The following is a 20,734-nucleotide window of genomic DNA, read 5'->3' as shown; positions in this document are numbered from 1 at the left end:
TCCGCGACGGCTGTGCCAAGATCGCTGAAATGAGTACCGCAGCGACCTACACCGAGTTCGCCACCCGGGAAGCCTACGGCGTCTCCCCCACCTACGAGCGGCTGTCCCGTGCGGTGGCCGCGAACCCGGCGATCCACGAGTTACTGGAGACGGTTCCGGAGGCGAAACGGCAGCCGAACCTGCTCTTCGGGGTGGTTCGGCTGCTCGGCGGCCCGGTCGACGACCCGGCCGGGTTCCACGACTTCACGGTCGCCCACTGGAACGAGATCGCGGCGAACCTCCGGGTCCGGGCGACACAGACGAACGAGCCCGGACGATGTGCGGTGCTGCTGCCCGTACTCGCGAAGTTGCCGCAACCCCTCGCCCTGCTGGAGGTCGGCGCGTCGGCCGGGCTCGGGCTCTATCCCGACCGGTACTCCTACCGCTACGGTGACCGGCTGCTCGGGACCGCAGGTCCGGTCCTGGAGTGCGAGCTCACCGGCACCGAACCGCCGGCCCGGCTGCCGGAGGTGGTGTGGCGGGCCGGTCTCGACCTGAACCCGCTGCGCGTGACCGATCCCGACGATGTCGGCTGGCTGGACGCGCTGATCTGGCCGGAACACGAGCATCGTCGCGAGCGATTGAGGGCCGCGGCCGCGATCGCCGCCGCTGATCCACCGACGCTGATCCGCGGTGATCTCGTCGAGGACCTGCCGGCTCTCGCGGCGCAGGCGCCGGCCGGGGCGACGCTCGTCATCTTCCACACGTCCGTGCTGTACCAGGTGCCGGAGCCGCGGCGGCAGGCGTTCGAGGCACTGGTCCGGACGCTGCCCGGGCACCGGATCTCGGTCGAGGCGCCCGGAGTGGTCCCGTTCGACGGCTTGCCGCCGGCACCCGACGACACGCTGCACAACGTGGTCGCGCTCGACGGTGTGCCGCTGGCGTGGGCGCGCGGCCACGGTCAGGCGATGTCCTGGTTCGCGGACTGACTCTCGTCGATCCACCGGCGCAGGTCGGCGGCGGACTCCCCGATGGTGCGGCCGGTCGTGTCGATGACCGTTACCGCCCATCGGGGGTGCTCGTCCCACCGATCCCAGCGCATTCCGTCCCAGCCACCGGCGGTGATCACTTCCGGCCGGTGGCCGGGGTCGGCGGCGTGCGCCCGCTGCCAGCGTGCCCAATTGATGAACGCGTCGGTCTGCCGGGCGTCCCACCGGCCCGGGTCACGCTCGGTGAGTCGCCGGCGGCGCACGTCGTCGTCGACGTCGAGCAGGCACGCCGCGATGCCGTCGAGGGCGGCCGCCGACGGGCAGGCGAGCACCTCGCCGAGCGGCGACTGGCCGGTGAGCAGCATGTCCAGGCCGTCGGACTGATAGCGCAGGGCCCGCTGGAGCCAGACCTCCAGGCTGCGCTGCCGCCAGACGAGATCAGCGCCGGGCGGCACGCCGATCTCGTCGAAGTCGTGGCACACCAGGCCCTCGATGGGTCCGCAGGCGCGGACCGTGGTCGTCTTTCCGGAACAACTCGAACCCGAGATCGTCAACAGCATCGGAGGCCTTCCATGGAGCAGATCAGCAGCCGCGTCGTCTATCGAAATCCATGGATGACGGTACGGGAGGACGAGATCCGCCGCCTCGACGGCACGTCCGGCATCTACGGGGTGGTCGAGAAACCGGACTTCGCGCTGGTGCTGCCCCGCTGGCGGGACGGGTTCTGGATGGTGGAGCAGTTCCGGTACCCGGTCGGGCGGCGGGCGTGGGAGTTCCCGCAGGGCAGCTGGGGTGCCGGCGCCGAAGGCGATCCGGCCGCGCTGGCCCGGCAGGAGCTCGCCGAGGAGACCGGGCTACGCGCCGAGGAGATGATCCATCTCGGACATCTCTACGAGGCTTACGGGTACTGCACGCAGGGCTTCGACGTGTATCTCGCGTCGGGGCTGGCCGAGGGTGAGCCCGACCGGGAGGCGACCGAGATGGACATGATCCACCGGGCGGTCACCGACGAGGAGATCACCAGCATGATCCGGACGGGGCAGATCGTCGACGCCCCATCGCTGGCCGCGCTCACCCTGTACCGTCTCGGGACGTGACCGGGCGCCTCGACCACGTGTTCCGGCTGGCCGCCGACGACGACCCGTGGCCGCTGGTTCGGGAGCTGGCCGGATCCGGGGACCTGTCGCTCGTGCCGCCGGTGCAGGCCGCCCTGGAGCGCTGCCTGGACGACCACGACTGGTACGGGCGCGATCTGATGGCGTACCTCCTCGTGGGTCTGCGCGGTGTCGCCGCGTTTCCGCTGGTCCTGCGGGCGTTCGCCAGGCCGCTGGAGGGCGGTGACCATCGCCGTCTCATCGGCGAGCTGGTCGTCGAGCTGATGCGGAAGGATCCGGGTGCGTGCCGGCCGGTGATCGTCGCGTTCGCGGGTTCGGCGCATCCGGGTCTGCGGAGTGCGGCGGTGTGGGCGCTCGGGTATGTCCTCGAACCCGCCGACCTGGATCTGCTGCGGGCAGCGGCAGCCGATCCGGACCGTGCGGTCCGGCAGGCGGCGGTCGGTTCGCTGGCCGAGCTCAAGGATGATCGGCGGGCTTTCGAGCTGGTGGTGGCGGCGCTGGCCGATCCGGACGATCCGGTCCGGCTCGCCGCGGTCACCGGGTTGCGGTGGTTCGGCTCCGAGGATGCGGTGCCGCATCTCGCCCGGCTGGCCCATGACCCGTCGCCGGCGGTGCGGTCGGTGCTCGGCGACGCGCTCGGCGCCCTACTCATCTCCCCCGGCATCGCCGGGGACCTCGATCCCGCCCCCGGCGCCCTCGGTCTCCTCTCCGGCGCCCCCGGTGCCTCTTTCGGAATCGAGGACACGCTCGCGGTACTGCTCGGTGACCCGGAGCCGTCGGTGCGGGCCGCCGCCGCTCGTGGGGTTCAGCGGCTCGAGGTGTTGCGTGCCCATCTCGGCGATCCTGATCCGCGGGTTCGTGCCGCGGTCGCCGCCGGACTCGCGCGTCACGGCGGGCCGGAGCTGGCTGTCCTGGCGGCCGATGAGTCTCCCCTGGTCCGGGCCGACCTGGTGACCGCGCTGGGCGTCAGCGGACACCCCGGGGCCCGGCCGTTGGTGGAAGCTCTCGCCGACGATCCGGATCGCGCGGTGCGGGCCCGCGTCCGGGTCGCGCTCGACCGGCTGGGGTAATCCGTTGCACCGGTGCCGTCCGCCGTCATAGCGTGGCCGGACACGACTGGCGCGGGTGGATCACCACCGGGGAGTGACGTCGGGGGCATCGACCGCCTGGGTGCTCATCCTTCACCGGATGAGGAGCTGCCCGTGTCCGAGCATCGCATTCTGCATCTGTCCGATCCGCATCTGACCGGGTCCGGCCTCGACGAGGACGGCGTCGACGCGGCCGCCTCGCTGGACCGGATCCTGCACGACGCGCGGTTCGTCCCCGACATCGACGTCGTCCTGGTCACCGGGGACATCGCCGACGACGGCTCGGCCGACGGGTGTGCCGCCGTGTTGCGGCGGGTCGGCGGGTTCGCCCGGGAACGCGGGATCCCGCACATCTACACGACCGGCAACCATGATGCCCGGGAGCCGTTCGCCAAGGTGTTCGGCAGTGCCCACCTCGGGCCGGACGGTGCGGATCTCGGCACGTCCGGCCCGGATCGGGCGGCGGTCAGTGAGGTGTCCGGCCTGCGGATCATCACGTTGGACAGTCTGGTACCCGGTTCGACGCACGGGGTCGTCGGTGAGGAGCAACTGGCCTGGCTCGGTGACATGCTGTCACGGCCGGCGCCCGCGGGTTCGGTCGTGGCCCTGCACCATCCGCCGATCGTGACCGCCGCGTCGCCGTCGATGGAGCAGGTCAACCTCCGCAATGGGGAGCGGCTGGCCGAGGTGCTGGCCGGAAGTGACGTCCGGGCGGTGCTGTGCGGTCACTACCACGCGCAGTTGTCGGGGTTCCTGGGCGGGATCCCGGTGTGGGTTACCCCGGGCGTGGTGACCCGGATCGATCTGACAGCCCCGCCGCACCTGGTCCGTGGGGTCCTCGGCGCGGGGGCGACGGTCGTCGAGCTGGGCGGCCCGTTCTCACCGGTGTTCCATACCCTGCACGCCCGCGACCCACGAGCGGGCGAGCAGGTCTACCTGGCCGACACCCGGACCGGGCAGGACGTCACCGCCGAGGAGTAGCTGACGGCGGCCGATGTACCCGTCTTCTGCCCGCGGAGTCGGGTGCTCGACAGCTGCCGCTGCTGTCCGGGACGGCGCTCCGTGCCGCCCCTGCCTGCCGCTGACTGGCCCTTGACCTCTCCCCGCCCTAAAGGACGGGGATTCCGGCGGTCGCCCGCCGGGTTTCCTGCTTCACAGCCCGCCGCCCCGAACGGAGATTCCCCCGTTGAGGTCTTACGCCAGCTCCACAGGCAGACACCGCCAGCCCGGCGGCCAGAATGTTGCGCGCCGCATTGACGTCACGGTCGTGGACGGCCCCACAGGGACAGGTCCACTTGCGTACGTTCAGCGGCATCTTGTCAGCGATGGCCCCACACGCCGAGCAGACCTTGGACGACGGGTACCAGCGGTCGATCACGACCAGGTCCCGGCCGTACCAGTCGGCCTTGTAGGTCAGCATGGAGCGGAAGTCGTGCCAGGCCGCGTCGCTGATGGCGCGGGCCAGCGTGTGGTTCTTGACCATGTTGCGCACGGCCAGGTCCTCGATCACGAGCGTTTGGTTCTCACGCACGAGCCGAGTGGTCAGTTTGTGCAGGGTGTCACGGCGACGGTCGGTGATGCGGGCGTGGACCCGGGCCACCTTCAACCGGGCCTTCGCCCGGTTCTTGGAGCCCTTGTCCTTGCGGGCCAACTCGCGCTGCGCGCGGGCCAGCCGAACGCGGTCGGCGCGTTCGTGGCGGGGGTTGGCGATCTTCTCCCCGGTCGACAGCGTCACCAGGTGGTCGAGCCCGGCGTCGATTCCGACCGCCGCCGTGGTCGCCGGGGCCGTCTCGATCGTGTCCTCGCAGAGCAGGGACACGAACCAACGGTCCGCCGAGTCCCGGGACACCGACACGGTGGACGGCGACTGCCCCTCGGGCAGCGACCGGGACCAGACGATGTCCAGCGGGCTGGTCATCTTCGCCAGGGTCAGCTCGCCGTTCTTCCACCGGAAGGCGGACGGGGTGAACTCGGCCGACGCCCGGGACTTGCGCTTGGACTTGAAACGCGGGTACCTGGCCCGCTTCTCCCAGAACGCGGTGAACGCGCTCTGGAGGTGTCGCAGGCACTGCTGGAGCGGGACCGAGGAGACCTCGTTCAGGAAGGCCAGCTCCTCGGACTTCTTCCACGCGGTCAACAGCGCCGACGTGGCGTTGTAGTTGACCCGCTCCTGCCGCTGATACCAGCCCTCGATCCGGGCCTGCAACGCCAGGTTGTAGACCTTGCGCACGCACCCGAACGTCCGGTTCAGCAGGTCGGCCTGCTCCGGAGTCGGGTGGAAGCGGAACTTGAAAGCCCGCTTCACGAGGCGCTTGGACATGCCTCACATGTTAGAACACTTGTTTGTGACCGATCTTGCGGCCGGTCTGCGGGCAGACGCCGAGTTCGCCTTGACTGCGAATCGGCTATCCCTGACCTGCTCCGCAGGGGTCCGTTTCCTCTCCGGCCTGAAGGCCGGAGTATCCACGGAGGAATCTGATGACGAAGTCGATTTCGCTCCGCCAGCCTATCGGCAATCCGACAAAGTCACGTGAGGCGTGTATCGGCAAAGGCCACGAGCAGCCAACCTCTCCGTTCGACGACCGGAATGACGGAAGTTTTGTGATCAGCCACGGCAGGTGTGTCTACGATGCACCCCCGACATCACTTAGAGTAGCCATACATTCACCGAAAGCTATGCTTGGTGGGATGGTGGTGCCGAATGGCACGAAACACACACAGGGACAATTGCGCCAACGCCCAGAATCCCGGCTGCGTCTGCTCCGGCTGCGGCGGTGCGCTTCACGGCTGGCAAGGCTGGACCAGACTCGCCCGAGACGTGCCATCGGCGCGGGACGATCGACGCCGGCGGATCGAAGCCAGGATCGAAAGAAACCAACGGACCGACGAACTGAACTTCAACGCCCGGAACCGTCAGGCGCTGGTCGACCTCGCACGCCTGGACATCACGGAACACCTGTGGGATACCGACCCCAAGACGCCACCTGCTGAACCCCAAGCGCAGACCGGAGATCTTTCTGATCCCGCACTGTCCTCGTCGGATCTCCGGCGCCTTTCCACCCTGGGCGACAAACTCATGGCCGAACCGTGGAAGGAGATCGACGCAGATATCGACAGGCAGATCAAGAACCAGCAGACCGCACTCGACGTGAAGAGACGTCTGGCCGACCACACGTGGTGCGGGCTGCTGGTGGCGCTGATCCGCTGGATCGAAAAGATCGACACCGCCGTCCAGATCGTCACCGACAAGGCCAAAGAGTTCGTCAAGGACTTCCTGGTCGACCACTTGTCCGGCCTGCCTGGAAAGCTCGCCGAAATCGTCGTGGACATCGTGATCGACAGAGTCTGGTCGGCGCTGGCCAGGCTGGTGGAGGCGCATTTTCCCCTCTTGGGAGACGACACGCTTCGAGCCTTGCGGATGCTGGCCCTCTTCGCCTGCCCATCCGTGGAACGGCACCCACAGGTCTACCAATACACCGCCGAGCCGCTGATGGGAGACGCGCTGAACCTGGTCTCCGAGGAGGTCAAGGAACAGGTCAGCACTCTTTTCAACGCTTGGTGGCGACGGCGTGCTCCGGAAGCGCTTGCGTGAAGGGCCCGCTCACGGAAGCCCTCTCCGGCGCCGAGCGATTTCCACGACAGACAGGCTCCGTCGGCCGATACCGGAAACCGATGGGCGACGGGCGGCGCCCCCGCGGCGCCGGCCGTCGCCGGGAGTGTGGTGTGGCGGGTGGTCAGGTGCGGGCACGGCGGGCGGCCCACGTGACCAGGGCCGCGCAGACGGCGGTCAGGGCCAGGGTGGCCGTGGTGACGGCGTTCTCGAAGGCGTGCGCGCTGGCCGTACCGCTGGTGATGTCGGCGAGGGAGCCGGTGAGGGCGGCCGCGACGATGGTGCCGGTGACGGCCATGCCGATGCTGCTGGCGACTTCCTGGCTGGTGTCGCTGAGGGCGGCGCCGGTGGAGGTCTGGTCCTCGGGGAGGCCGCGCATCACGGTGACGCCGGCGATGGTGGCGACGATGCGCATGCCGCCGGCGGTGAGGGCGAGCGCGACCGCGATCCACGCGTAGTCGTAGCGGCCGAGCAGGGCGTACACGAGCAGGCCGGTGATGACGGCGGCGGCGCCGATGCGGGCGGCGCGCTGGGTGCCGAGTCTGGTGACGATCTTTTCGACGAACGGGCCGATGGCGAGCATGACGATGATCTGCGGGAGGTTGCCGAGGGCGGCCTGGGCCGGGCTCCAGCCCCACACGAGCTGCAGCTGGAGGGAGACGCTGAAGGCGAGGGCGGCCATGCCGAGGCCGACGGCCGCCTCGTAGGCGAGGCTGGCGGACACCGCGGGCCGCTTGATCAGGGCGAAATCGAAGAGCGGGTGGGCGGTACGGCGTTCGTGAACCACGAACACGACGGCGGTGACGACGGCTCCGAGGCCGGCCAGCCAGGGGGTGACGTGTCCCCAGCCCTGCTCGACGGCAAGGGTGGCGGTCCACAGGGCCAGGACGATGGTGACGGTGCCGAGGAAAGCGCCGGGCAGGTCGAGTGGGGTGGTGTTGCGCTGGGCGGGGTCGTCGGCGGGGATGCCGGTGCGGATGCAGTGGATGGCGAGCAGGGCGATCGGCACGTTCATGACGAGCAGGGTCTGCCACGGCAGGACCTGGAGGACGAGGCCGCCGACGGTCGGCCCGACGGCCAGGCCGACGAGCCCGACGGTGGTGATCAGTGAGGTGGCTCGCATCAGCAGGTTCTCGGCGTCGAAGAGTCGGAAGCAGAGCGCCATGGTGCCGGGGGCGGTCATGGCGGCGGTGATGCCGATGGCGGCGCGGACGGCGATCAGCTGGCCGGGCGTGTGCACGAACAGGACGGCCAGGTTGGCCAGGGCGAACAGGGTGAGGCCGATCAGCATCATCCGGCGGGTGCCGAACCGGTCGGCGATCGCGCCGAAGGCCATCATCAGGCCGCCGAACAGCAGCGAGTAGCCGGAGGTGATCCATTGCAGGTCGGTGGCGGAGGCGCCGAGTTCGCGGGCGATGGTCGGCAGGGCGACGTTGAGGACGGAGTTGTCGAGCATTTCGACGAGGAAGACGACGGACAGGCCGAGGATGGCCGGCCAGACGGCGCGCAGGGATCCGGCGCCGGTCTTCTCCTCCAGGGTGATTGCACTCATAGGGGGACCTTTCTTCGATATCACTGGAACGTCGTTCCAGACCTAGCTTGGAACGTCGTTCCAGACATGTCAAGATGGGCGCATGGCAACCAGGACCGGGCAGGACGGCCTCTCACGGGAACGGATCGTCGACGCCGCGATCGCGATGCTTGACGAGGGCGGCGACGGCGCGCTGACCTTCCGCGCGCTCAGCACCAGGCTGAAGACCGGGGCGGGAGCGATCTACTGGCACGTGGCGAACAAGAGCGAACTGCTCTCGGCGGCCACCGACGCGATCCTCGCCGAGGCGCTGCGCAGTGACGAAGCTGACACCTCACCGCGAGGTCAGATCCGGGCGATCGCGCTCGGGCTGTTCGATGCGATCGACGAGCACCCGTGGGTCGGCGGTCAACTGTCCCGGCTCGCGTCCCAGGCGGGCACATTGCAGATCTTCGAGCGGATCGGGCAGCAGGTGGAGGCGCTCGGCGTGCCCGCCGGCGAGCAGTTCTACGCGGCGTCCGCGCTGCTCAACTACATTCTCGGCAGCGCCGGGCAGAACGCCGCGAACGCCCGGGTGCACGAGCCGGGTACGAGCCGCGCCGACCTGCTGGGTGCGGAGGCGGCCGTGTGGACGAGCCTGGATCCGGCGACGTTCCCGTTCCTGCACCGGGTGGCCCGGCAGATGGGCGACCACGACGACCGCGAGCAGTTCATGGCGGGGATCGACCTGATCCTGGCCGGGATCAGCGCGGGCCGGTGACAGCGGAGGTCGTCGCGCGCTGGCGGCTGGAGAACTGCCGGGCGCTGACCCAGCGGGCGAACGGCACGTGGGCCGCCGAGCGGGACGGCACGCCGGTGATCCTCAAGTACTTCACCGACGACTGGGCGTACCCGTTACGGGTGGCCGCGACGCTGCGGGAGCGCGGCTGGCCGGTGCCCGAGCCGATCGAGGAGCCTCTGGCCGTACCGGGAGGGGCCTGGATCCTCTTCAATCGGCTGCCCGGTGTGCCGCGGCAGGCGTCGGAGGAGGAACGGCGGTCGCGGGGGCGGTTGCTCGCCGAGTTCCACGAGGCGGCGACCGGGATCGCCGGGCAGCGGGGCGGGTTCGCGATGCCGGCCGAGGTGGTCGGCGATCCGGAGCTGGAGCACTGGCTCCGGGTGCACGAGGCGGTGAGACCCGAGGAGGGCGGCATCCTGCGGCGCTGCCGGGACGAAGTGATGGCCTGGTTCGGCGAGCATCCCGGCGTCGACGTGCCGTGCGGTGTCATCCACGGCGACTTCACATCCTGGAATCTGCTGTACGAGGACGACCGGCTGACCGGTGTCATCGACTTCGAGTGCACCCATCACACGTACCGGGTAGCCGATTTCGCATTGTCGTGGCGCGGCTACCAGGACGAGGTGATCCGCGGCTACCAGGAGGTCCGCCCGCTGTCGGAGCTGGAGCGGCAGCTGATCGTGCCGGCCTACCGGGCGTGGATGTTCCTCGGCCTCGAACGGGAACTGGCCGCCCACCACCGGACCGGGGCGCCGCTCGACCTGAGCTGGCAGATCACCCACATCCAGCGGATCAGGACCACAGGTCACGCTGGGTGAGCAGGGACTCGGCGAAGGAGAGCGGCGACATGAGGCGGCCGCGCTCGCGCTCGAGATCGGTGATCGGGACGACGTTGAGGATGCGGACGGCGCCCTCGCCGGTGCGCACGTAGTCGAGCGCCTCCGGGCTGAGCGGCCCGGACAGGAACACCGAGCGGCGGCCGGGGAACGCCGGGAACTCCTCGCCGAGCCCGATCATGTGACCCCAGTTGAGCTGTTCGCCGGTGAGGAACGGGTGTACGGCGAGGTTGGCCAGCCGTACCGCGATGGCGTGCTCCTCGGCCCTGGCGAGCCGCCCACGGCGGGCCAGGCGCAACTCGGCACGGCCTCCCCCGCCCGGACCGGGCGCCGACGGCATCGGCTGGGCGGCCATGCCGATCGTCGCGAACGTGGTCAGGTCCATCGACCGGTAGACGAACACGTCGAGCCGCGTCAGCGGCCCGCGTGGGTCCTCGAAGAGGAAACCCTCGTCCTCCTCACCGTCACGGTCACGGTAGGTGAGGAACACGTCGCGGAGAATCGCGGGTGCAGGCATGTCAGTCTCCGCTCCAGCCGAAAAAGTAGATCCACGCGGGCCGGTCACCCTCATAGGCGATCACGTATGCCCCGTGCCAGCGCTCGAAACCGTCGAGACCGTCGTCGAGGGCACGCTCCACGGCGGCCGCGTCCGGCCGGTCGGTGCCGAACCACTTGTCGAGGTCGGCGGCCGGCAGCGGCGCCACCTTGCCGCCCTCGGGACTTCCGGCGACGCCGGTCATGTCGATGATCGAATGCGTTCCCGAGTACGGCTGGGAGTCCAGCAGTGAGTCCGGGTCGATCACGTCGATCTGGGCGGCCCGCCAGAAGTCGCGGGAGAAGGTGTCGTCGGGCTCCCCGGCGTCCTCCTCACCGAACTCGGCGACCAGATGCGCGCGCTCCTCGGCCATCTCGGCGGCGACGTACTCCTCCTCGCTCATCTGCCGGGCGCGCGGGTCCGCCTCGCGCCGGTAGTAGTCGCCGTCCGCGTACGCCTCGCGCCTGGCCTGCCGCAAGGCGGCATCCACGTCCGGCTGATAGGGAACCTTGCGGTTCCACTGCGAGGCCCCCATGATCATCCCTTCGCTCCGGCGGGGCGATCCTACGCGGCCATTCCGGCGTACGATCGCCGCGTGCTGGCATACGTCATCGGGGTCACGCTGTTCGTGGCCGGGTTGTGTCTGTCTCTCGCGCTGCACGAGGCGGGTCATCTGCTGACGGCGCGGGCCTTCGGGATGCGGGTGCGGCGCTACTTCGTGGGTCGTGGCCCGACCGTGTTCTCGTTCCGGCGCGGTGAGACCGAATACGGTTTGAAGGCCCTGCCGATCGGCGGTTTCTGTGACATCGCGGGCATGACCACGCTCGACGAGCTGACGCCGGAGGAGCGGCCGCGGGCGATGTGGCGCTACCCGGCGTGGAAGCGGACCGTGGTGATGGCGTCCGGCGCGGTGACACACGTGCTGCTGGCGATGGCGATCCTCTACGGCATGGCGGTCAGCACCGGCCTGCCCAACATGAACCCGGTCGCCGAGCCGGTCGTCGCGTCCACCACGTGCCCGTCGACGTGCCCGGCGGCCGACGCGGGCGTGCTGCCCGGCGACCGGATCACCGCGGTCGGCGGCACGGCCACGCCGCTCTGGTCCGACGTGCTCACCGCGGTGCAGGCCGCGAGTGGGCCGACGGCGGTCACCGTGCTGCGTGGCGGGGCGACACTGATCCTGACTGTGGACGTGGCGCGGGTGACGCGCGACGGTGCCGAGGTCGGGATGATCGGGGCGACCGCGCAGGCACCGGCCGCCTATCTGACCTACGGTCCGGTGGAGGCGGCCGGGGCGACGCTGGCGTTCACGGGTGACCTGGTCGGCCGTACCGTCGATCAGCTCCTGGCTTTTCCGCAGCGTCTGCCCGCGGTGGTGGCGGCGATCGGTGGCGCCGAGCGCGGTGCCGACACGCCGATCAGCATGGTCGGGGCGAGCCGGCTCGGCGGTGAGGCGGTCGAGCGCGGCCTGTGGGAGATCTTCCTGATGCTGCTGGCCAGCCTGAACCTGTTCATGGCCGTGTTCAACCTGCTGCCGCTGCTGCCGTTGGACGGCGGTCACATCATGGTCATCTGGTTCGAGCGGATCCGCGACGGCCTGCGGCGGCTGCGCCGCCTGCCGGCGGCCGGGCCGATCGATTTCACCCGGCTGTACCCGGTCACGATGGCGCTGGTCCTGATCGGCGGCGCGGTCATGCTGCTGACCATCACCGCCGACGTGGTGAACCCGATACGGCTGTCCTGACCAGGGTCGCCAGCGTGAACGCCTGGTCTCGGCCACGCGCAACCCTCTACCGTGGGGAGTGATGGCTGGGAGGAACCCATGACCGACGACCTGACCTTCGGCACCCGACTCCGCGCCCTCCGCGAACGCGCCGGCAAAAGCAGGCCCGTCCTCGCCGGTCTCGTCGGCCGATCTCCGGACTGGGTGAAAGCCCTGGAGAGTGGCCGCCTACTCCCGCCCCGGCTGCAGATGATGGTCGCCCTCGCCGAGGCCTTGGACCTGCGTGACCTGTCCGAGCTCACCGGCAGCCACGCCCTTCCAGTCGCCGGTGCCGGCAAGGCACCGGTGTCCGGCACCGAGGCGGTCGCCTCGGCCCTGTTGCGACCGACCACGCAGGCCCGGCCGCCGCTACCGGTAGCCGAATTGGTCGGCCGGGTCGACATGGCGTGGCGGGTCTGGCACGGATCCGCGAACGAGCGGACCGCGATTGCCGGTGTGCTCCCCGAGCTGGTCGCTGACGCCCGCGCCACCGTCGCCGGGCAGTCCGGCGCCGAGCAGCGCCGCGCCAGGGTCGAGCTGGCCCGCACGTATCACCTGGTGCAACTCCTCAACGCCTACCAGCCGTCCGAACAACTCTCCTGGCTGTCCGCCGACCGGGCGTTCACCGCAGCGCAGGAGGCCGACGACCCGGTCGCCCTTGCGATCGCCGCCTGGTACTACGCCCACCTCTACCGGTCGTCAGGCCAGACCGACCTCGCCGTCGACGTCCTCACCGATGCCCTCGATCTCCTCCCGCGCGACGACAATGCCGAGCCCGACACGCACGCCGTGTGGGGGCAGCTGCACCTCGGCCTGTCACTGGCCCACGCCAAGGCCGGCCGGAGCGGGAAGGCCTGGCATCACTGGGACATCACCTCCGGTGTGGCCCGCAGTCTGGGTGAGGGCTACCACCATCCGTGGTTGATGTACGGCACCGCCGCCGTCGACATCTACCGGGTGACGATCGAGACGGATCTGGCCAGGTTCGGTGAGGCTGAGGCGGCGGCCCGGAAGGTGACCCTGGCGGGGCTGCCGTCACACACCCGACGGGCGTTCTTCCTGATCGAGCAGGCCCGCCAGCGCCGTGCCCAGCAGGACGACGTCGGCGTGTTGTGGCATCTCAGCAAGGCGCTGCGGGAGTCCCACGACACGACGAAACATCATCCGGTCGCGCGGGCCGCGGTCGCTGAACTGGTGACCCGGCCGGGCGTCGTGGGCGAGGACGCCCGGGAGCTGGCCCTGGTGATCGGCCTTGACGGGGACAGGGGATACGTGGGGTAGGGGGACGAACTCTCCCCCTCGCTGTATTGCGGCCGCCGTAACTTCCGGGTCAGAGGCGGCGGGCGTCCCGTGATGCGCCCGCCGCCTCCGACCCGATCGGAGGCGAGCATGTTCAGCGAGATCGTGCGACGCGTGAGATGGCGCCGGCGGCTTCGTCAAGCCCGTGCCTGGCAGGCGTCAGAACGCGCGGAGGCTGCTGAACACAGTGCAGCGGTCCGGCGCATCCTCGACCAGGCGGAGCGGGCCGCATGAGCCGGTCGATCCTGGTCGAAGGGCCGCGAGCGCTCCCGGCCGTCGGCCGGGTAGAGGTATGGATCGACACGGGATCGGCCCGGATATTTGCGGCAGGTCGACCGCGGCCGCTTGGCCTTGGCCCCCGTCGATGACGGTGAGAGCGCCCGGGCCATCTACGAACTCTCCCCAGGAAGCGTGGTGTCCGCGTGAGTCTCGCCCTGCGTGAGGCAGTCGAGTCGCCGGGCTATCCGTTCGTGGCGGGCAGCGCACCCGACCAGTTCGCGCGGCTACTGGCCAGGCTGATCCCGGGCTGGCGCACTGAACCGTTCGACCCGAATCCGCCCGACCTCTACCTGGCGACGCTCGAACCTGCCGGGTCGGGCAGAAGCCTGTCCATTACAGCGGGGTTCCCCGGTCCCTACGGGTATGGGCCCCACCGGGAGTGGCATGTGGCCGGCCACGGCTCGGTTCTGAGCGTCGAGCTTGAGCTCAGCTATGCCGCCGGCCAACCAGAGTTCGCGGCAGCACTTCGGGTGCTTCGGGTTCTCGGCGCGTTGCCCTACCAGCAGAGAGACTTCCCGGCCCGGATCCGACCCGGCTGGCGACCGAGGTCCGCGGCTCAAAGAACCTGTCAGGACTGGCGTTGACCTTCGGGAAACCGAGTAACACGCGTTCCTGAACGGCGCCGAGGACGGCACGTTCGGCCGGGCTGACCGTTGGCACCACCGCGCCCCGGGGTGATGGGCACTCTCGGCCGCCAGCCTATTCGCCTTTCTCGCCCGAACGACGATTCCTCTCCCGCAACACCGCAACCTGGCCGGGCAGCGGGCACCCCGCGCCTGCGTCGCGGCGAACTACAGCAAACACGGTCTCATTCTCATGCCGAAGCGCTGATGGCGGCTCCGGCGATCGTCTCAAGACTCCGGCACGTATGCGCAGCGTTGGGACTGCGTCGAGATCAGGAGTTAGAGGGCGACGCCTCAGGCGGCGTGGCTTTAGGACTCGAACCGCGCGAACTCGAACCGAGGCGTAACCGAGAACTTCCCGAGCCGGCTGGTCCGGCTCTTCTCCAGATGCATTTGCGTCCGCGCCTGACCGTCAAGTCCGCGCTCGGTACGCAGCAAGATCAGCTTGTCCGAGACCGCCGCGAATGGGAACAAGTCCTCGGCGTACATCGGCTCCCTCGCCGGCAGAACCTCAACACGATGCGCCATGCAGATCGTGATCTTGAGCCGCATCGCCAGATGCTTGAGAAGTACGCCAAGCTCGGTCAGGTGCTCTTCGGACGACATGCCAGCTCGCACATGGTCGAAGTGCCGCACCTCGTCGAGGATCAAGACCCGCGGCATTTGCGGTGCCGCGCGAAGCGCCTGCTCGACAGCCGCAACGGTTCGCAGGCCATCGCGGATCCACAGCGGACTGCGTTTTAGCCGGGCCGTGGCTGCGCGGACCCGGCCAGCCTCGTCGCCGGAAAGGCTAGGATCGGCGAAACGAGTCCGGTTCACTTGGGCCAGCCCAGAGACCATCCGCTCGGCCACCAGGCCGACTGGAGACTTCCCCTCGACCCACATGGCGCTGACCTGCTGCTGTACCGCGACATGCGAGGCGATGGTGAACAACGCAGTGCTGAGCCCCGACGACGAGACCCCCGCGAAAACCACAACATTGCCCTGCTCGAGACCACTGGTGAGCTCGTCGAACCCAGCAAGCCCGCTAGCCACCGGACCTGAACCCGGGCGCTGGCCGAAAAGGTCGAGAAGGTGATCAGAATCGTCGGCCTGGATCAGAGTCGATTCAGGGTCGCGAATTTGGCGCAGCGCCTCAGCGTAGGGGATGCCCATCTGCTTGGCGAGCCGCACGGCGCGGGGATTCCTGCTCACGGTATGTCCCAGTCTCCGATGGATCCCACGCAACCACCGGCAGAGTGGACAAGCCGGAGAACGTCTGCGTGACGATTTATCGCCTTATCCCTCGATGCCGCATCGCTGAACGTGGGACAGCAACGACAGGAGAACGGGCAGCGCAGGCCACCGTTCCTGAAACCGTAGCAGAGGTAGCCTCCGCCGCTGAAATGTGGTCCAGCCGGCCGTCGTCTTGGCACACGTCCGCGATCAATACCATGGTCCGCCGCCTCGACCGAGGACGACCCGCCACCCGCCAGAGCCGCCGGACCTTCAGCACGCCCGGATGACAGCACTCTCAAACACCCACCAAAGGCGCTCTACAAGCCCATGATCACGTGCACTGATCTGCCGCAGTCGCGCACTCGCCACTCTCTTCCGGAGGCAGGTGAGTGTCCCTGCCCTGAGGCAGCGCGGGTCGGGCTGGCGCATTGCGTCGCGCCTGACGCTGGGACGATCGGCGGTATGCGGCAGCTACCACATGGCTATACCCATGACACCCGCAGCGACGGTGCAACGGTGGTAAAGCGGTACCAGGGCCCGTCCGCCCCTGGCCGCGGATCTACCGAGCGGCTGGCGTTGTCGCGTCTGGCCAACAGTGTCGTGCCGGTTCCTCATCTGATCGACGCGCCAGCTGGTGCGCTGCGTATGCGGCACGTTGCCGGAGTCCACGGCCAGGATCTGATCGCCATCGGCCTGGCCGGGCCCGTTCTACGGTCCTGCGGGCAAACGCTGCGTCAGGTTCAGATGTTGGAGCCCGCAACGGTTCTCGGCGGCATGCCGGGCCCGGCGCGAGTTGTGCTCGTGCACGGTGACTACGGTCCGAACAACATGCTCTTCGACCCGATCACCCACACCACCGTCGCGGTCATCGACTGGGAATGGGCCCACGCCGGTGACCCGGTAAAAGACCTCGGCTGGTGTGAATGGATCATCCGCATGCACCACCCTGAAGCCGTCGACCAACTTCCCGAGTTGTTCGACGCATACGGCGAGCGCCCCGACTGGGCCCGACGGCAGGACGCCCTTCGCGGTCGCTCATAGGTTTCATCCTCGTCCACGCTAGTCGGGCAGCTCGGTGATGCCGAGGGCCTCGACGAATTCGAGGACCCCGTCGCCGCCCGGGCCCGGCCTGACCTCGAGTGCGACGGTGAGTCGATCGGGGCTGGCGACGAGGCCGGCCTTTCCGGCCCATGCCAGCAGTCCGGCGACAGCCTGATCGTTGAGTGGCTCGAATTCGTCCTCGTCGTCGACGAGATCCCGCACGATCTCCTCGTTGAGGTAGAACTCGACGGCGCTGCCGGAGGGATCGACCGCCGTGGCGAAGGCGCAGTCGCTGTCGAAGACCGACAGTGCGATGGCCGGCGCCGCCGTCTCCAGCGCGAGTTCGCCGGCCAGGGCGTCGGGCGAGGTGTCGTCGATGGGGCCGAGGAACCCGATCCGCCAGCCACCGGCGCGAACGTCGTCGGTTACGGCTACGAACAGATCCTCGATGCACGCCAGCTCATCGAGCCGGGTGCCGCTGGTGCGCGCGATGACGACGAAACCGGAGTAACCCATGATCATCCCTGCCGTTCGTTGAGACGCTCGTTGGCGATTGTCAGGGCGACCGCGGCCAGCGAGTCCGGGCCGTTGTCGGGCCAGCCCGCGGTCTCGGCCGCGACCGCTTCCACGTCGCCACGCTCGGCGTGCGCGTAGACGCGGATGATGCCGGCGTGCCATGTTCCATCCGGCCAGCGGCCGGCCTTCCACTCGCCGGAGGCGAGTTGCTCGGCCCGCGCCCGGACGGATCGTTCCCTGTCCTGTTCGACAGCGGCGAGCATCGCGTCGAAGTCGCCCAGCCAGCTCTTCATGCGAGGCAGGTTCGCCACCAGCCACGTCCGCACGATGGTGGCAGCACGTTCCGTGTCGGCTTCGGTGGACAGCGAGAACGTGTGGTCGGGCAGCTCCGCGGTGTCGTCGGTGGCCACCAGGCGGTGGTGCCAGACACCGTGCCTCGGCATGACGTCGAGGCGCGGATCATCCTGGCCGAAGTAGTACTGGAGGTGCGGGGCGAGCAGTACCCCGACGTTGATGAAGAACTCGGCCTCGCCCCTCAGCGCGGTGGTGCGCTGGATGTCGAGAGCGATGCCGTTACCGGCGGAGTCGAAGTACCTGAAGACCGGGCCCCGGCGGACGAAGCCGGCGACCGACAGGTCAGGTTCGACGAGTTCGACGAAACGTCGGAGTAAGGCGTTCACGAGGCGGAAGGCTACCGTCCGCCACCGACAAAACCGCCCGCGGACGGATCGCACGATGGGTCAGCTGCCTTTTTCGGCAGGGCGTTCCGCTTGATCCCCGGACTGCGGGTCGGAGGATCCGGGTGCGGCCGGATATTTGCGGTTGAGCCAGATCTGCTGGCCGAGGGCGAACAGGTTCTGCGTGGTCCAGTAGAGGATCACGCCGACCGGGAAGACCAGGCCGGAGGCGAGCAGCGACAGCGGGATGCCGTACAGCATGACCCGCTGGACGGTGCGCTGCTGCGGGTTGTCCGACCAGCCGGACTTGAGGATCGACATGCGGCTGGTCAGGAACGTGGTCGTGACCATGAGGACGATCAGGACACCGGCGACGATCTGCACGGTGCCGCCGGCCTGGAAGGACGCGGCGATCGGCGCACCGAACAGGTGCGCGCCCGAAGCGTCCAGGAACTGGGCCTCCGACCAGCCGTAGAGGGTCCGGGTGGCGAGGTCGGTGGTGGCCGGGTTGAGGTGGCGCAGCACGTGCAGCAGGCCGATGAAGATCGGGACCTGGATCAGCATCGGCAGGAACGCGCCGAACGGGCTGACCTTCTCCCGCTGATACAACTCGGTCAGCTCGCGTTGCAGCGCCGGCCGGTCGTCCTTGTGTTTGGCCTGCAGCTCCCGGAACTTCGGCCCGAGTTTCTGCAGGGCCTGCTGCGAGCGGACCTGGCGCAGGAACAGCGGGAACAGAGCGACCCGGATGGTCAGCACCAGGAAGACGATGCCGAGGACCCAGGCCCAGTCGGTGGACAGGCCGTGCGGATCGCCGAGCAGGGCGTCCCAGGTCGAGTGCCAGAACAGGAGCACGGCGGAGATGAGGTGATAGATCGCGGACATGAAGGAACCCCCAGGGGCGGCTGGCGACAGGATGGTCGGCAGCGGCCACCCGACACGGGCAGCAGCGAGGTCAGGCGGCCGCGGGGACCGCTGTCGGACCTCGGGGGCGGGTGCGCCCGGACGCGTCGGGATCTCGATGGCGGGGCACGCCGGTGCGCTCGGACCGGCTGCGCAGCGCTCCCCCGGCGGCCCGGCCGTCGAGGGTGCGGGTGGGGCGGGCCAGCAGGACCCGGGCCAGGACGGCGATCAGGACGACGCTGACCAGGGCGGTGGTGCCGCCGGCCAGGTCGGACGAGCCCGCGGCCTCGGCCAGCATGCTGACCAGGCGCCACAGCGCGTCCCACCATTTCACCGGCACAACCTAACAGTCGCTGTCGAGGATCCCGTATCGCGCCATGATCGTCGCCCGGCGCCGGCGGTTGACCGCCCGCACGCGCCGTCCCACGAAGAATACGTCCAGCAGCGTCCACACGCCGAGGCCACCGAGGGTGAACAGCATCGCGACCGAGCGCCCGGTGTCGCCGAGATAGAAGCGGTGGCCGCCGATCAAACCGGTCAACCCCCAGAGGAGGTACGCCACCCGCGTCTCCTTGCGGACCGAGGCGAACTCGTGCTCGGCCCGGAGGATGCGGAGGCTCTCCCACTCCGGCAGTGGCGCTGCGGTCATCGGCGGATGATAGCCCTTGATAATTCTTGAACTTTCTTAACAGATACCTTGACGCAGGGTCTCGCCATCTAGTTGAGTCGATGTACCTCTCATCCCTCTCGCACCATGCGTCCCCCGGCGCACGGAAGGTGAACCATGCCCAGAAAACGGATTTTGTCGATCCTGGCGACGATCGGTGTCGCCGTGGCCGGCGCCGCCGCGGCGATCCTGCCGATGTCGACGTCCAGTGCCGCCGAGGCCTGCGTCGCGGCCTACAACAACTCGGCCGTCTACACCGGCGGGCAGCGGGCCTCCTACAGCGGGCGCAACTGGACCGCCAAGTGGTGGACCCAGGGCGAGACGCCCAGCACCGGCGGCTCCGGCGTCTGGGCCGACAACGGCGCGTGCGGTGGCGGCACCACGAACCCGCCGACGACCGGCTGCAACTACCCGAACTGGGTGGCCGGGCAGTTCTACCCGGCCGGGTCGATCGTGCGCTACACCAACGGGCAGTACTACCGGGCCACCAACGAGAACCCGGGCTACGACCCGGTGATCAGCACCTGGTACTGGTCGCCGTACACCTGCACCGGCGGCGGCACCACCAACCCGCCGACCAACCCGGGCAGCTTCCCGGTGTCCGAGGCGCAGTTCAACCAGATGTTCCCGAACCGGATCGCGTTCTACTCGTACGCCGGCCTGATCGACGCCGTGAAGAAGTACCCGGCGTTCACCACCACCGGCAGCGACACGGTGAAGAAGCAGGAGGCGGCCGCCTTCCTCGCCAACATCAACCACGAGTCCGGCGGTCTGGTCTACGTCGAGGAGATCAACCAGGCGAACTGGCCGCTCTACTGTGACCGCAGCCAGCCCTACGGCTGCCCGGCCGGGCAGAGCGCCTACCACGGCCGTGGCCCGATCCAGCTGAGCTGGAACTTCAACTACAAGGCGGCCGGTGACGCGCTCGGCATCGACCTGCTCAACAACCCCGACCGGGTCAAGAACGAGTCGTCGGTCGCCTACCAGACCGCCGTCTGGTACTGGATGACCCAGCGCGGGCCGGGCACCATGACGCCGCACGACGCGATCGTCAACGGCCGCGGCTTCGGCGAGACGATCCGCAGCATCAACGGGTCGCTGGAGTGCAACGGCGGCAACCCGGCGCAGGTGCAGAGCCGCGTCGACGCGTACAACCGCTTCACGTCGATCCTGGGCGTCGCGCCGGGCGGCAATCTGTACTGCTGATGCCGGTGGGGGCCGTCAGCGTGGCCGGCCCCCACTCCCCCGGAGAAATCAGGGATCTTCCCTAGACTCTGAACCTCTTGAAGTC

At 69.1% G+C, this 20,734-nt stretch carries 23 protein-coding genes and 1 riboswitch; of the genes, 12 read left to right on the top strand and 11 right to left on the bottom strand.

The window, feature by feature from the left end:
* The first annotated feature begins 29 nt into the window (after positions 1 to 29).
* Complete coding sequence (locus ACFO0C_RS25480; RefSeq protein WP_378069197.1) at positions 30 to 968, top strand: DUF2332 domain-containing protein; 939 nt, start codon at positions 30 to 32, stop codon at positions 966 to 968.
* Here the strand turns inward: ACFO0C_RS25480 and ACFO0C_RS25475 are convergent.
* Positions 941 to 1,528, bottom strand: a complete 588-nt coding sequence (locus tag ACFO0C_RS25475) for a hypothetical protein (RefSeq protein WP_378069196.1) — start codon at positions 1,526 to 1,528, stop codon at positions 941 to 943. The genes ACFO0C_RS25480 and ACFO0C_RS25475 overlap by 28 nt on opposite strands.
* A gap of 12 nt (positions 1,529 to 1,540) precedes the next feature.
* Between ACFO0C_RS25475 and ACFO0C_RS25470 the strand changes: the two genes are divergently transcribed.
* From ACFO0C_RS25470 to ACFO0C_RS25460, 3 genes are all read left to right on the top strand, one after another.
* Complete coding sequence (locus tag ACFO0C_RS25470; protein ID WP_378069195.1) at positions 1,541 to 2,065, top strand: NUDIX domain-containing protein; 525 nt, start codon at positions 1,541 to 1,543, stop codon at positions 2,063 to 2,065.
* Positions 2,062 to 3,153, top strand: a complete 1,092-nt coding sequence (locus tag ACFO0C_RS25465) for a HEAT repeat domain-containing protein (RefSeq protein WP_378069194.1) — start codon at positions 2,062 to 2,064, stop codon at positions 3,151 to 3,153. The genes ACFO0C_RS25470 and ACFO0C_RS25465 overlap by 4 nt, the downstream gene beginning before the upstream one ends.
* A gap of 32 nt (positions 3,154 to 3,185) precedes the next feature.
* Positions 3,186 to 3,262, top strand: a riboswitch (ZMP/ZTP riboswitch).
* A gap of 23 nt (positions 3,263 to 3,285) precedes the next feature.
* Entirely contained in the window at positions 3,286 to 4,152 is an 867-nt protein-coding gene (locus ACFO0C_RS25460; protein ID WP_378069193.1) for a metallophosphoesterase family protein, read from the top strand.
* Positions 4,153 to 4,279: 127 nt separating this feature from the next.
* On the opposite strand, the gene ACFO0C_RS25455 is transcribed toward ACFO0C_RS25460, so the two are convergent.
* Complete coding sequence (locus tag ACFO0C_RS25455; protein ID WP_378069192.1) at positions 4,280 to 5,491, bottom strand: RNA-guided endonuclease InsQ/TnpB family protein; 1,212 nt, start codon at positions 5,489 to 5,491, stop codon at positions 4,280 to 4,282.
* A 381-nt stretch (positions 5,492 to 5,872) separates the two neighbouring features.
* Between ACFO0C_RS25455 and ACFO0C_RS25450 the strand changes: the two genes are divergently transcribed.
* Positions 5,873 to 6,763 carry a hypothetical protein gene (locus tag ACFO0C_RS25450; protein WP_378069191.1) on the top strand — a complete coding sequence of 297 codons (891 nt, stop codon included), beginning with the start codon at positions 5,873 to 5,875 and terminating at the stop codon, positions 6,761 to 6,763.
* 142 nt (positions 6,764 to 6,905) lie between these two features.
* On the opposite strand, the gene ACFO0C_RS25445 is transcribed toward ACFO0C_RS25450, so the two are convergent.
* Positions 6,906 to 8,333 (bottom strand): MFS transporter, encoded by a 1,428-nt coding sequence (locus ACFO0C_RS25445; protein WP_378069190.1) that lies wholly within the window; start codon positions 8,331 to 8,333, stop codon positions 6,906 to 6,908.
* Between the two features lie 82 nt (positions 8,334 to 8,415).
* Here ACFO0C_RS25445 and ACFO0C_RS25440 point away from each other — a divergent pair, with 82 nt between their 5' ends.
* Together ACFO0C_RS25440 and ACFO0C_RS25435 are read left to right on the top strand one after the other, a co-directional pair.
* Positions 8,416 to 9,072 carry a TetR/AcrR family transcriptional regulator gene (locus tag ACFO0C_RS25440; protein WP_378069189.1) on the top strand — a complete coding sequence of 219 codons (657 nt, stop codon included), beginning with the start codon at positions 8,416 to 8,418 and terminating at the stop codon, positions 9,070 to 9,072.
* Positions 9,069 to 9,908, top strand: coding sequence for a phosphotransferase enzyme family protein (locus ACFO0C_RS25435; protein WP_378069188.1), 840 nt, complete (start codon positions 9,069 to 9,071; stop codon positions 9,906 to 9,908). Before ACFO0C_RS25440 ends, ACFO0C_RS25435 begins: the two co-directional genes overlap by 4 nt.
* On the opposite strand, the gene ACFO0C_RS25430 is transcribed toward ACFO0C_RS25435, so the two are convergent.
* Together ACFO0C_RS25430 and ACFO0C_RS25425 are read right to left on the bottom strand one after the other, a co-directional pair.
* Positions 9,883 to 10,443, bottom strand: a complete 561-nt coding sequence (locus ACFO0C_RS25430) for a suppressor of fused domain protein (protein ID WP_378069187.1) — start codon at positions 10,441 to 10,443, stop codon at positions 9,883 to 9,885. The two genes, ACFO0C_RS25435 and ACFO0C_RS25430, sit on opposite strands and share 26 nt — an antisense overlap.
* A gap of 1 nt (position 10,444) precedes the next feature.
* Positions 10,445 to 10,996, bottom strand: coding sequence for a hypothetical protein (locus ACFO0C_RS25425; protein ID WP_378069186.1), 552 nt, complete (start codon positions 10,994 to 10,996; stop codon positions 10,445 to 10,447).
* A gap of 63 nt (positions 10,997 to 11,059) precedes the next feature.
* Between ACFO0C_RS25425 and ACFO0C_RS25420 the strand changes: the two genes are divergently transcribed.
* The 3 genes from ACFO0C_RS25420 to ACFO0C_RS25410 all read left to right on the top strand — a co-directional run bounded on the left by ACFO0C_RS25420 (position 11,060) and on the right by ACFO0C_RS25410 (position 14,385).
* On the top strand, positions 11,060 to 12,205 hold the full coding sequence (locus ACFO0C_RS25420; protein ID WP_378069906.1) for a M50 family metallopeptidase: 1,146 nt from the start codon (positions 11,060 to 11,062) through the stop codon (positions 12,203 to 12,205).
* A 78-nt stretch (positions 12,206 to 12,283) separates the two neighbouring features.
* Positions 12,284 to 13,504, top strand: coding sequence for a helix-turn-helix domain-containing protein (locus tag ACFO0C_RS25415; protein ID WP_378069185.1), 1,221 nt, complete (start codon positions 12,284 to 12,286; stop codon positions 13,502 to 13,504).
* Between the two features lie 440 nt (positions 13,505 to 13,944).
* Positions 13,945 to 14,385 (top strand): hypothetical protein, encoded by a 441-nt coding sequence (locus tag ACFO0C_RS25410; protein WP_378069184.1) that lies wholly within the window; start codon positions 13,945 to 13,947, stop codon positions 14,383 to 14,385.
* A 348-nt stretch (positions 14,386 to 14,733) separates the two neighbouring features.
* Here the strand turns inward: ACFO0C_RS25410 and ACFO0C_RS25405 are convergent, their stop codons facing one another.
* On the bottom strand, positions 14,734 to 15,618 hold the full coding sequence (locus tag ACFO0C_RS25405; protein ID WP_378069183.1) for a DnaB-like helicase C-terminal domain-containing protein: 885 nt from the start codon (positions 15,616 to 15,618) through the stop codon (positions 14,734 to 14,736).
* Positions 15,619 to 16,104: 486 nt separating this feature from the next.
* On the opposite strand from ACFO0C_RS25405, the gene ACFO0C_RS25400 reads away from it, so the two are divergent.
* Positions 16,105 to 16,683 (top strand): phosphotransferase family protein, encoded by a 579-nt coding sequence (locus ACFO0C_RS25400; protein WP_378069182.1) that lies wholly within the window; start codon positions 16,105 to 16,107, stop codon positions 16,681 to 16,683.
* An 18-nt stretch (positions 16,684 to 16,701) separates the two neighbouring features.
* Here ACFO0C_RS25400 and ACFO0C_RS25395 read toward each other — a convergent pair whose 3' ends face one another.
* The 5 genes from ACFO0C_RS25395 to ACFO0C_RS25375 form a co-directional block, all read right to left on the bottom strand.
* Positions 16,702 to 17,199 carry a hypothetical protein gene (locus tag ACFO0C_RS25395; RefSeq protein WP_378069181.1) on the bottom strand — a complete coding sequence of 166 codons (498 nt, stop codon included), beginning with the start codon at positions 17,197 to 17,199 and terminating at the stop codon, positions 16,702 to 16,704.
* Positions 17,200 to 17,201: 2 nt separating this feature from the next.
* Entirely contained in the window at positions 17,202 to 17,879 is a 678-nt protein-coding gene (locus ACFO0C_RS25390) for a hypothetical protein (protein WP_378069180.1), read from the bottom strand.
* A gap of 60 nt (positions 17,880 to 17,939) precedes the next feature.
* Complete coding sequence (gene yidC / locus ACFO0C_RS25385; RefSeq protein WP_378069179.1) at positions 17,940 to 18,758, bottom strand: membrane protein insertase YidC; 819 nt, start codon at positions 18,756 to 18,758, stop codon at positions 17,940 to 17,942.
* Between the two features lie 70 nt (positions 18,759 to 18,828).
* A complete protein-coding gene (locus tag ACFO0C_RS25380) occupies positions 18,829 to 19,110 on the bottom strand; it encodes a DUF6412 domain-containing protein (RefSeq protein WP_378069178.1) in 282 nt (93 codons plus the stop codon).
* A 9-nt stretch (positions 19,111 to 19,119) separates the two neighbouring features.
* Positions 19,120 to 19,425, bottom strand: coding sequence for a TM2 domain-containing protein (locus ACFO0C_RS25375; RefSeq protein ID WP_378069177.1), 306 nt, complete (start codon positions 19,423 to 19,425; stop codon positions 19,120 to 19,122).
* 135 nt (positions 19,426 to 19,560) lie between these two features.
* Between ACFO0C_RS25375 and ACFO0C_RS25370 the strand changes: the two genes are divergently transcribed.
* Positions 19,561 to 20,649, top strand: coding sequence for a glycoside hydrolase family 19 protein (locus ACFO0C_RS25370; RefSeq protein WP_378069176.1), 1,089 nt, complete (start codon positions 19,561 to 19,563; stop codon positions 20,647 to 20,649).
* The last annotated feature ends 85 nt before the right edge of the window (positions 20,650 to 20,734 follow it).

The organism is Actinoplanes subglobosus (assembly GCF_042650585.1).
Lineage (GTDB): Bacteria > Actinomycetota > Actinomycetes > Mycobacteriales > Micromonosporaceae > Actinoplanes > Actinoplanes subglobosus.
Note: the sequence above shows the minus strand (reverse complement) of the source record. Positions and strands in the feature narration are given on the sequence as shown.

Excerpts from the sequence above, each read along its gene's own strand:
- ACFO0C_RS25480 (WP_378069197.1), top strand. The coding sequence starts at position 30 with ATGAGTACCGCAGCGACCTACACCGAGTTCGCCACCCGGGAAGCCTAC.
- ACFO0C_RS25475 (WP_378069196.1), bottom strand. The coding sequence starts at position 1,528 with ATGCTGTTGACGATCTCGGGTTCGAGTTGTTCCGGAAAGACGACCACG.
- ACFO0C_RS25470 (WP_378069195.1), top strand. The coding sequence starts at position 1,541 with ATGGAGCAGATCAGCAGCCGCGTCGTCTATCGAAATCCATGGATGACG.
- ACFO0C_RS25455 (WP_378069192.1), bottom strand. The coding sequence starts at position 5,491 with ATGTCCAAGCGCCTCGTGAAGCGGGCTTTCAAGTTCCGCTTCCACCCG.
- ACFO0C_RS25450 (WP_378069191.1), top strand. The coding sequence starts at position 5,873 with ATGGCACGAAACACACACAGGGACAATTGCGCCAACGCCCAGAATCCC.
- ACFO0C_RS25445 (WP_378069190.1), bottom strand. The coding sequence starts at position 8,333 with ATGAGTGCAATCACCCTGGAGGAGAAGACCGGCGCCGGATCCCTGCGC.
- ACFO0C_RS25440 (WP_378069189.1), top strand. The coding sequence starts at position 8,416 with ATGGCAACCAGGACCGGGCAGGACGGCCTCTCACGGGAACGGATCGTC.
- ACFO0C_RS25430 (WP_378069187.1), bottom strand. The coding sequence starts at position 10,443 with ATGCCTGCACCCGCGATTCTCCGCGACGTGTTCCTCACCTACCGTGAC.
- ACFO0C_RS25425 (WP_378069186.1), bottom strand. The coding sequence starts at position 10,996 with ATGGGGGCCTCGCAGTGGAACCGCAAGGTTCCCTATCAGCCGGACGTG.
- ACFO0C_RS25415 (WP_378069185.1), top strand. The coding sequence starts at position 12,284 with ATGACCGACGACCTGACCTTCGGCACCCGACTCCGCGCCCTCCGCGAA.
- ACFO0C_RS25400 (WP_378069182.1), top strand. The coding sequence starts at position 16,105 with ATGCGGCAGCTACCACATGGCTATACCCATGACACCCGCAGCGACGGT.
- ACFO0C_RS25395 (WP_378069181.1), bottom strand. The coding sequence starts at position 17,199 with ATGGGTTACTCCGGTTTCGTCGTCATCGCGCGCACCAGCGGCACCCGG.
- yidC (WP_378069179.1), bottom strand. The coding sequence starts at position 18,758 with ATGTCCGCGATCTATCACCTCATCTCCGCCGTGCTCCTGTTCTGGCAC.
- ACFO0C_RS25375 (WP_378069177.1), bottom strand. The coding sequence starts at position 19,425 with ATGACCGCAGCGCCACTGCCGGAGTGGGAGAGCCTCCGCATCCTCCGG.
- ACFO0C_RS25370 (WP_378069176.1), top strand. The coding sequence starts at position 19,561 with ATGCCCAGAAAACGGATTTTGTCGATCCTGGCGACGATCGGTGTCGCC.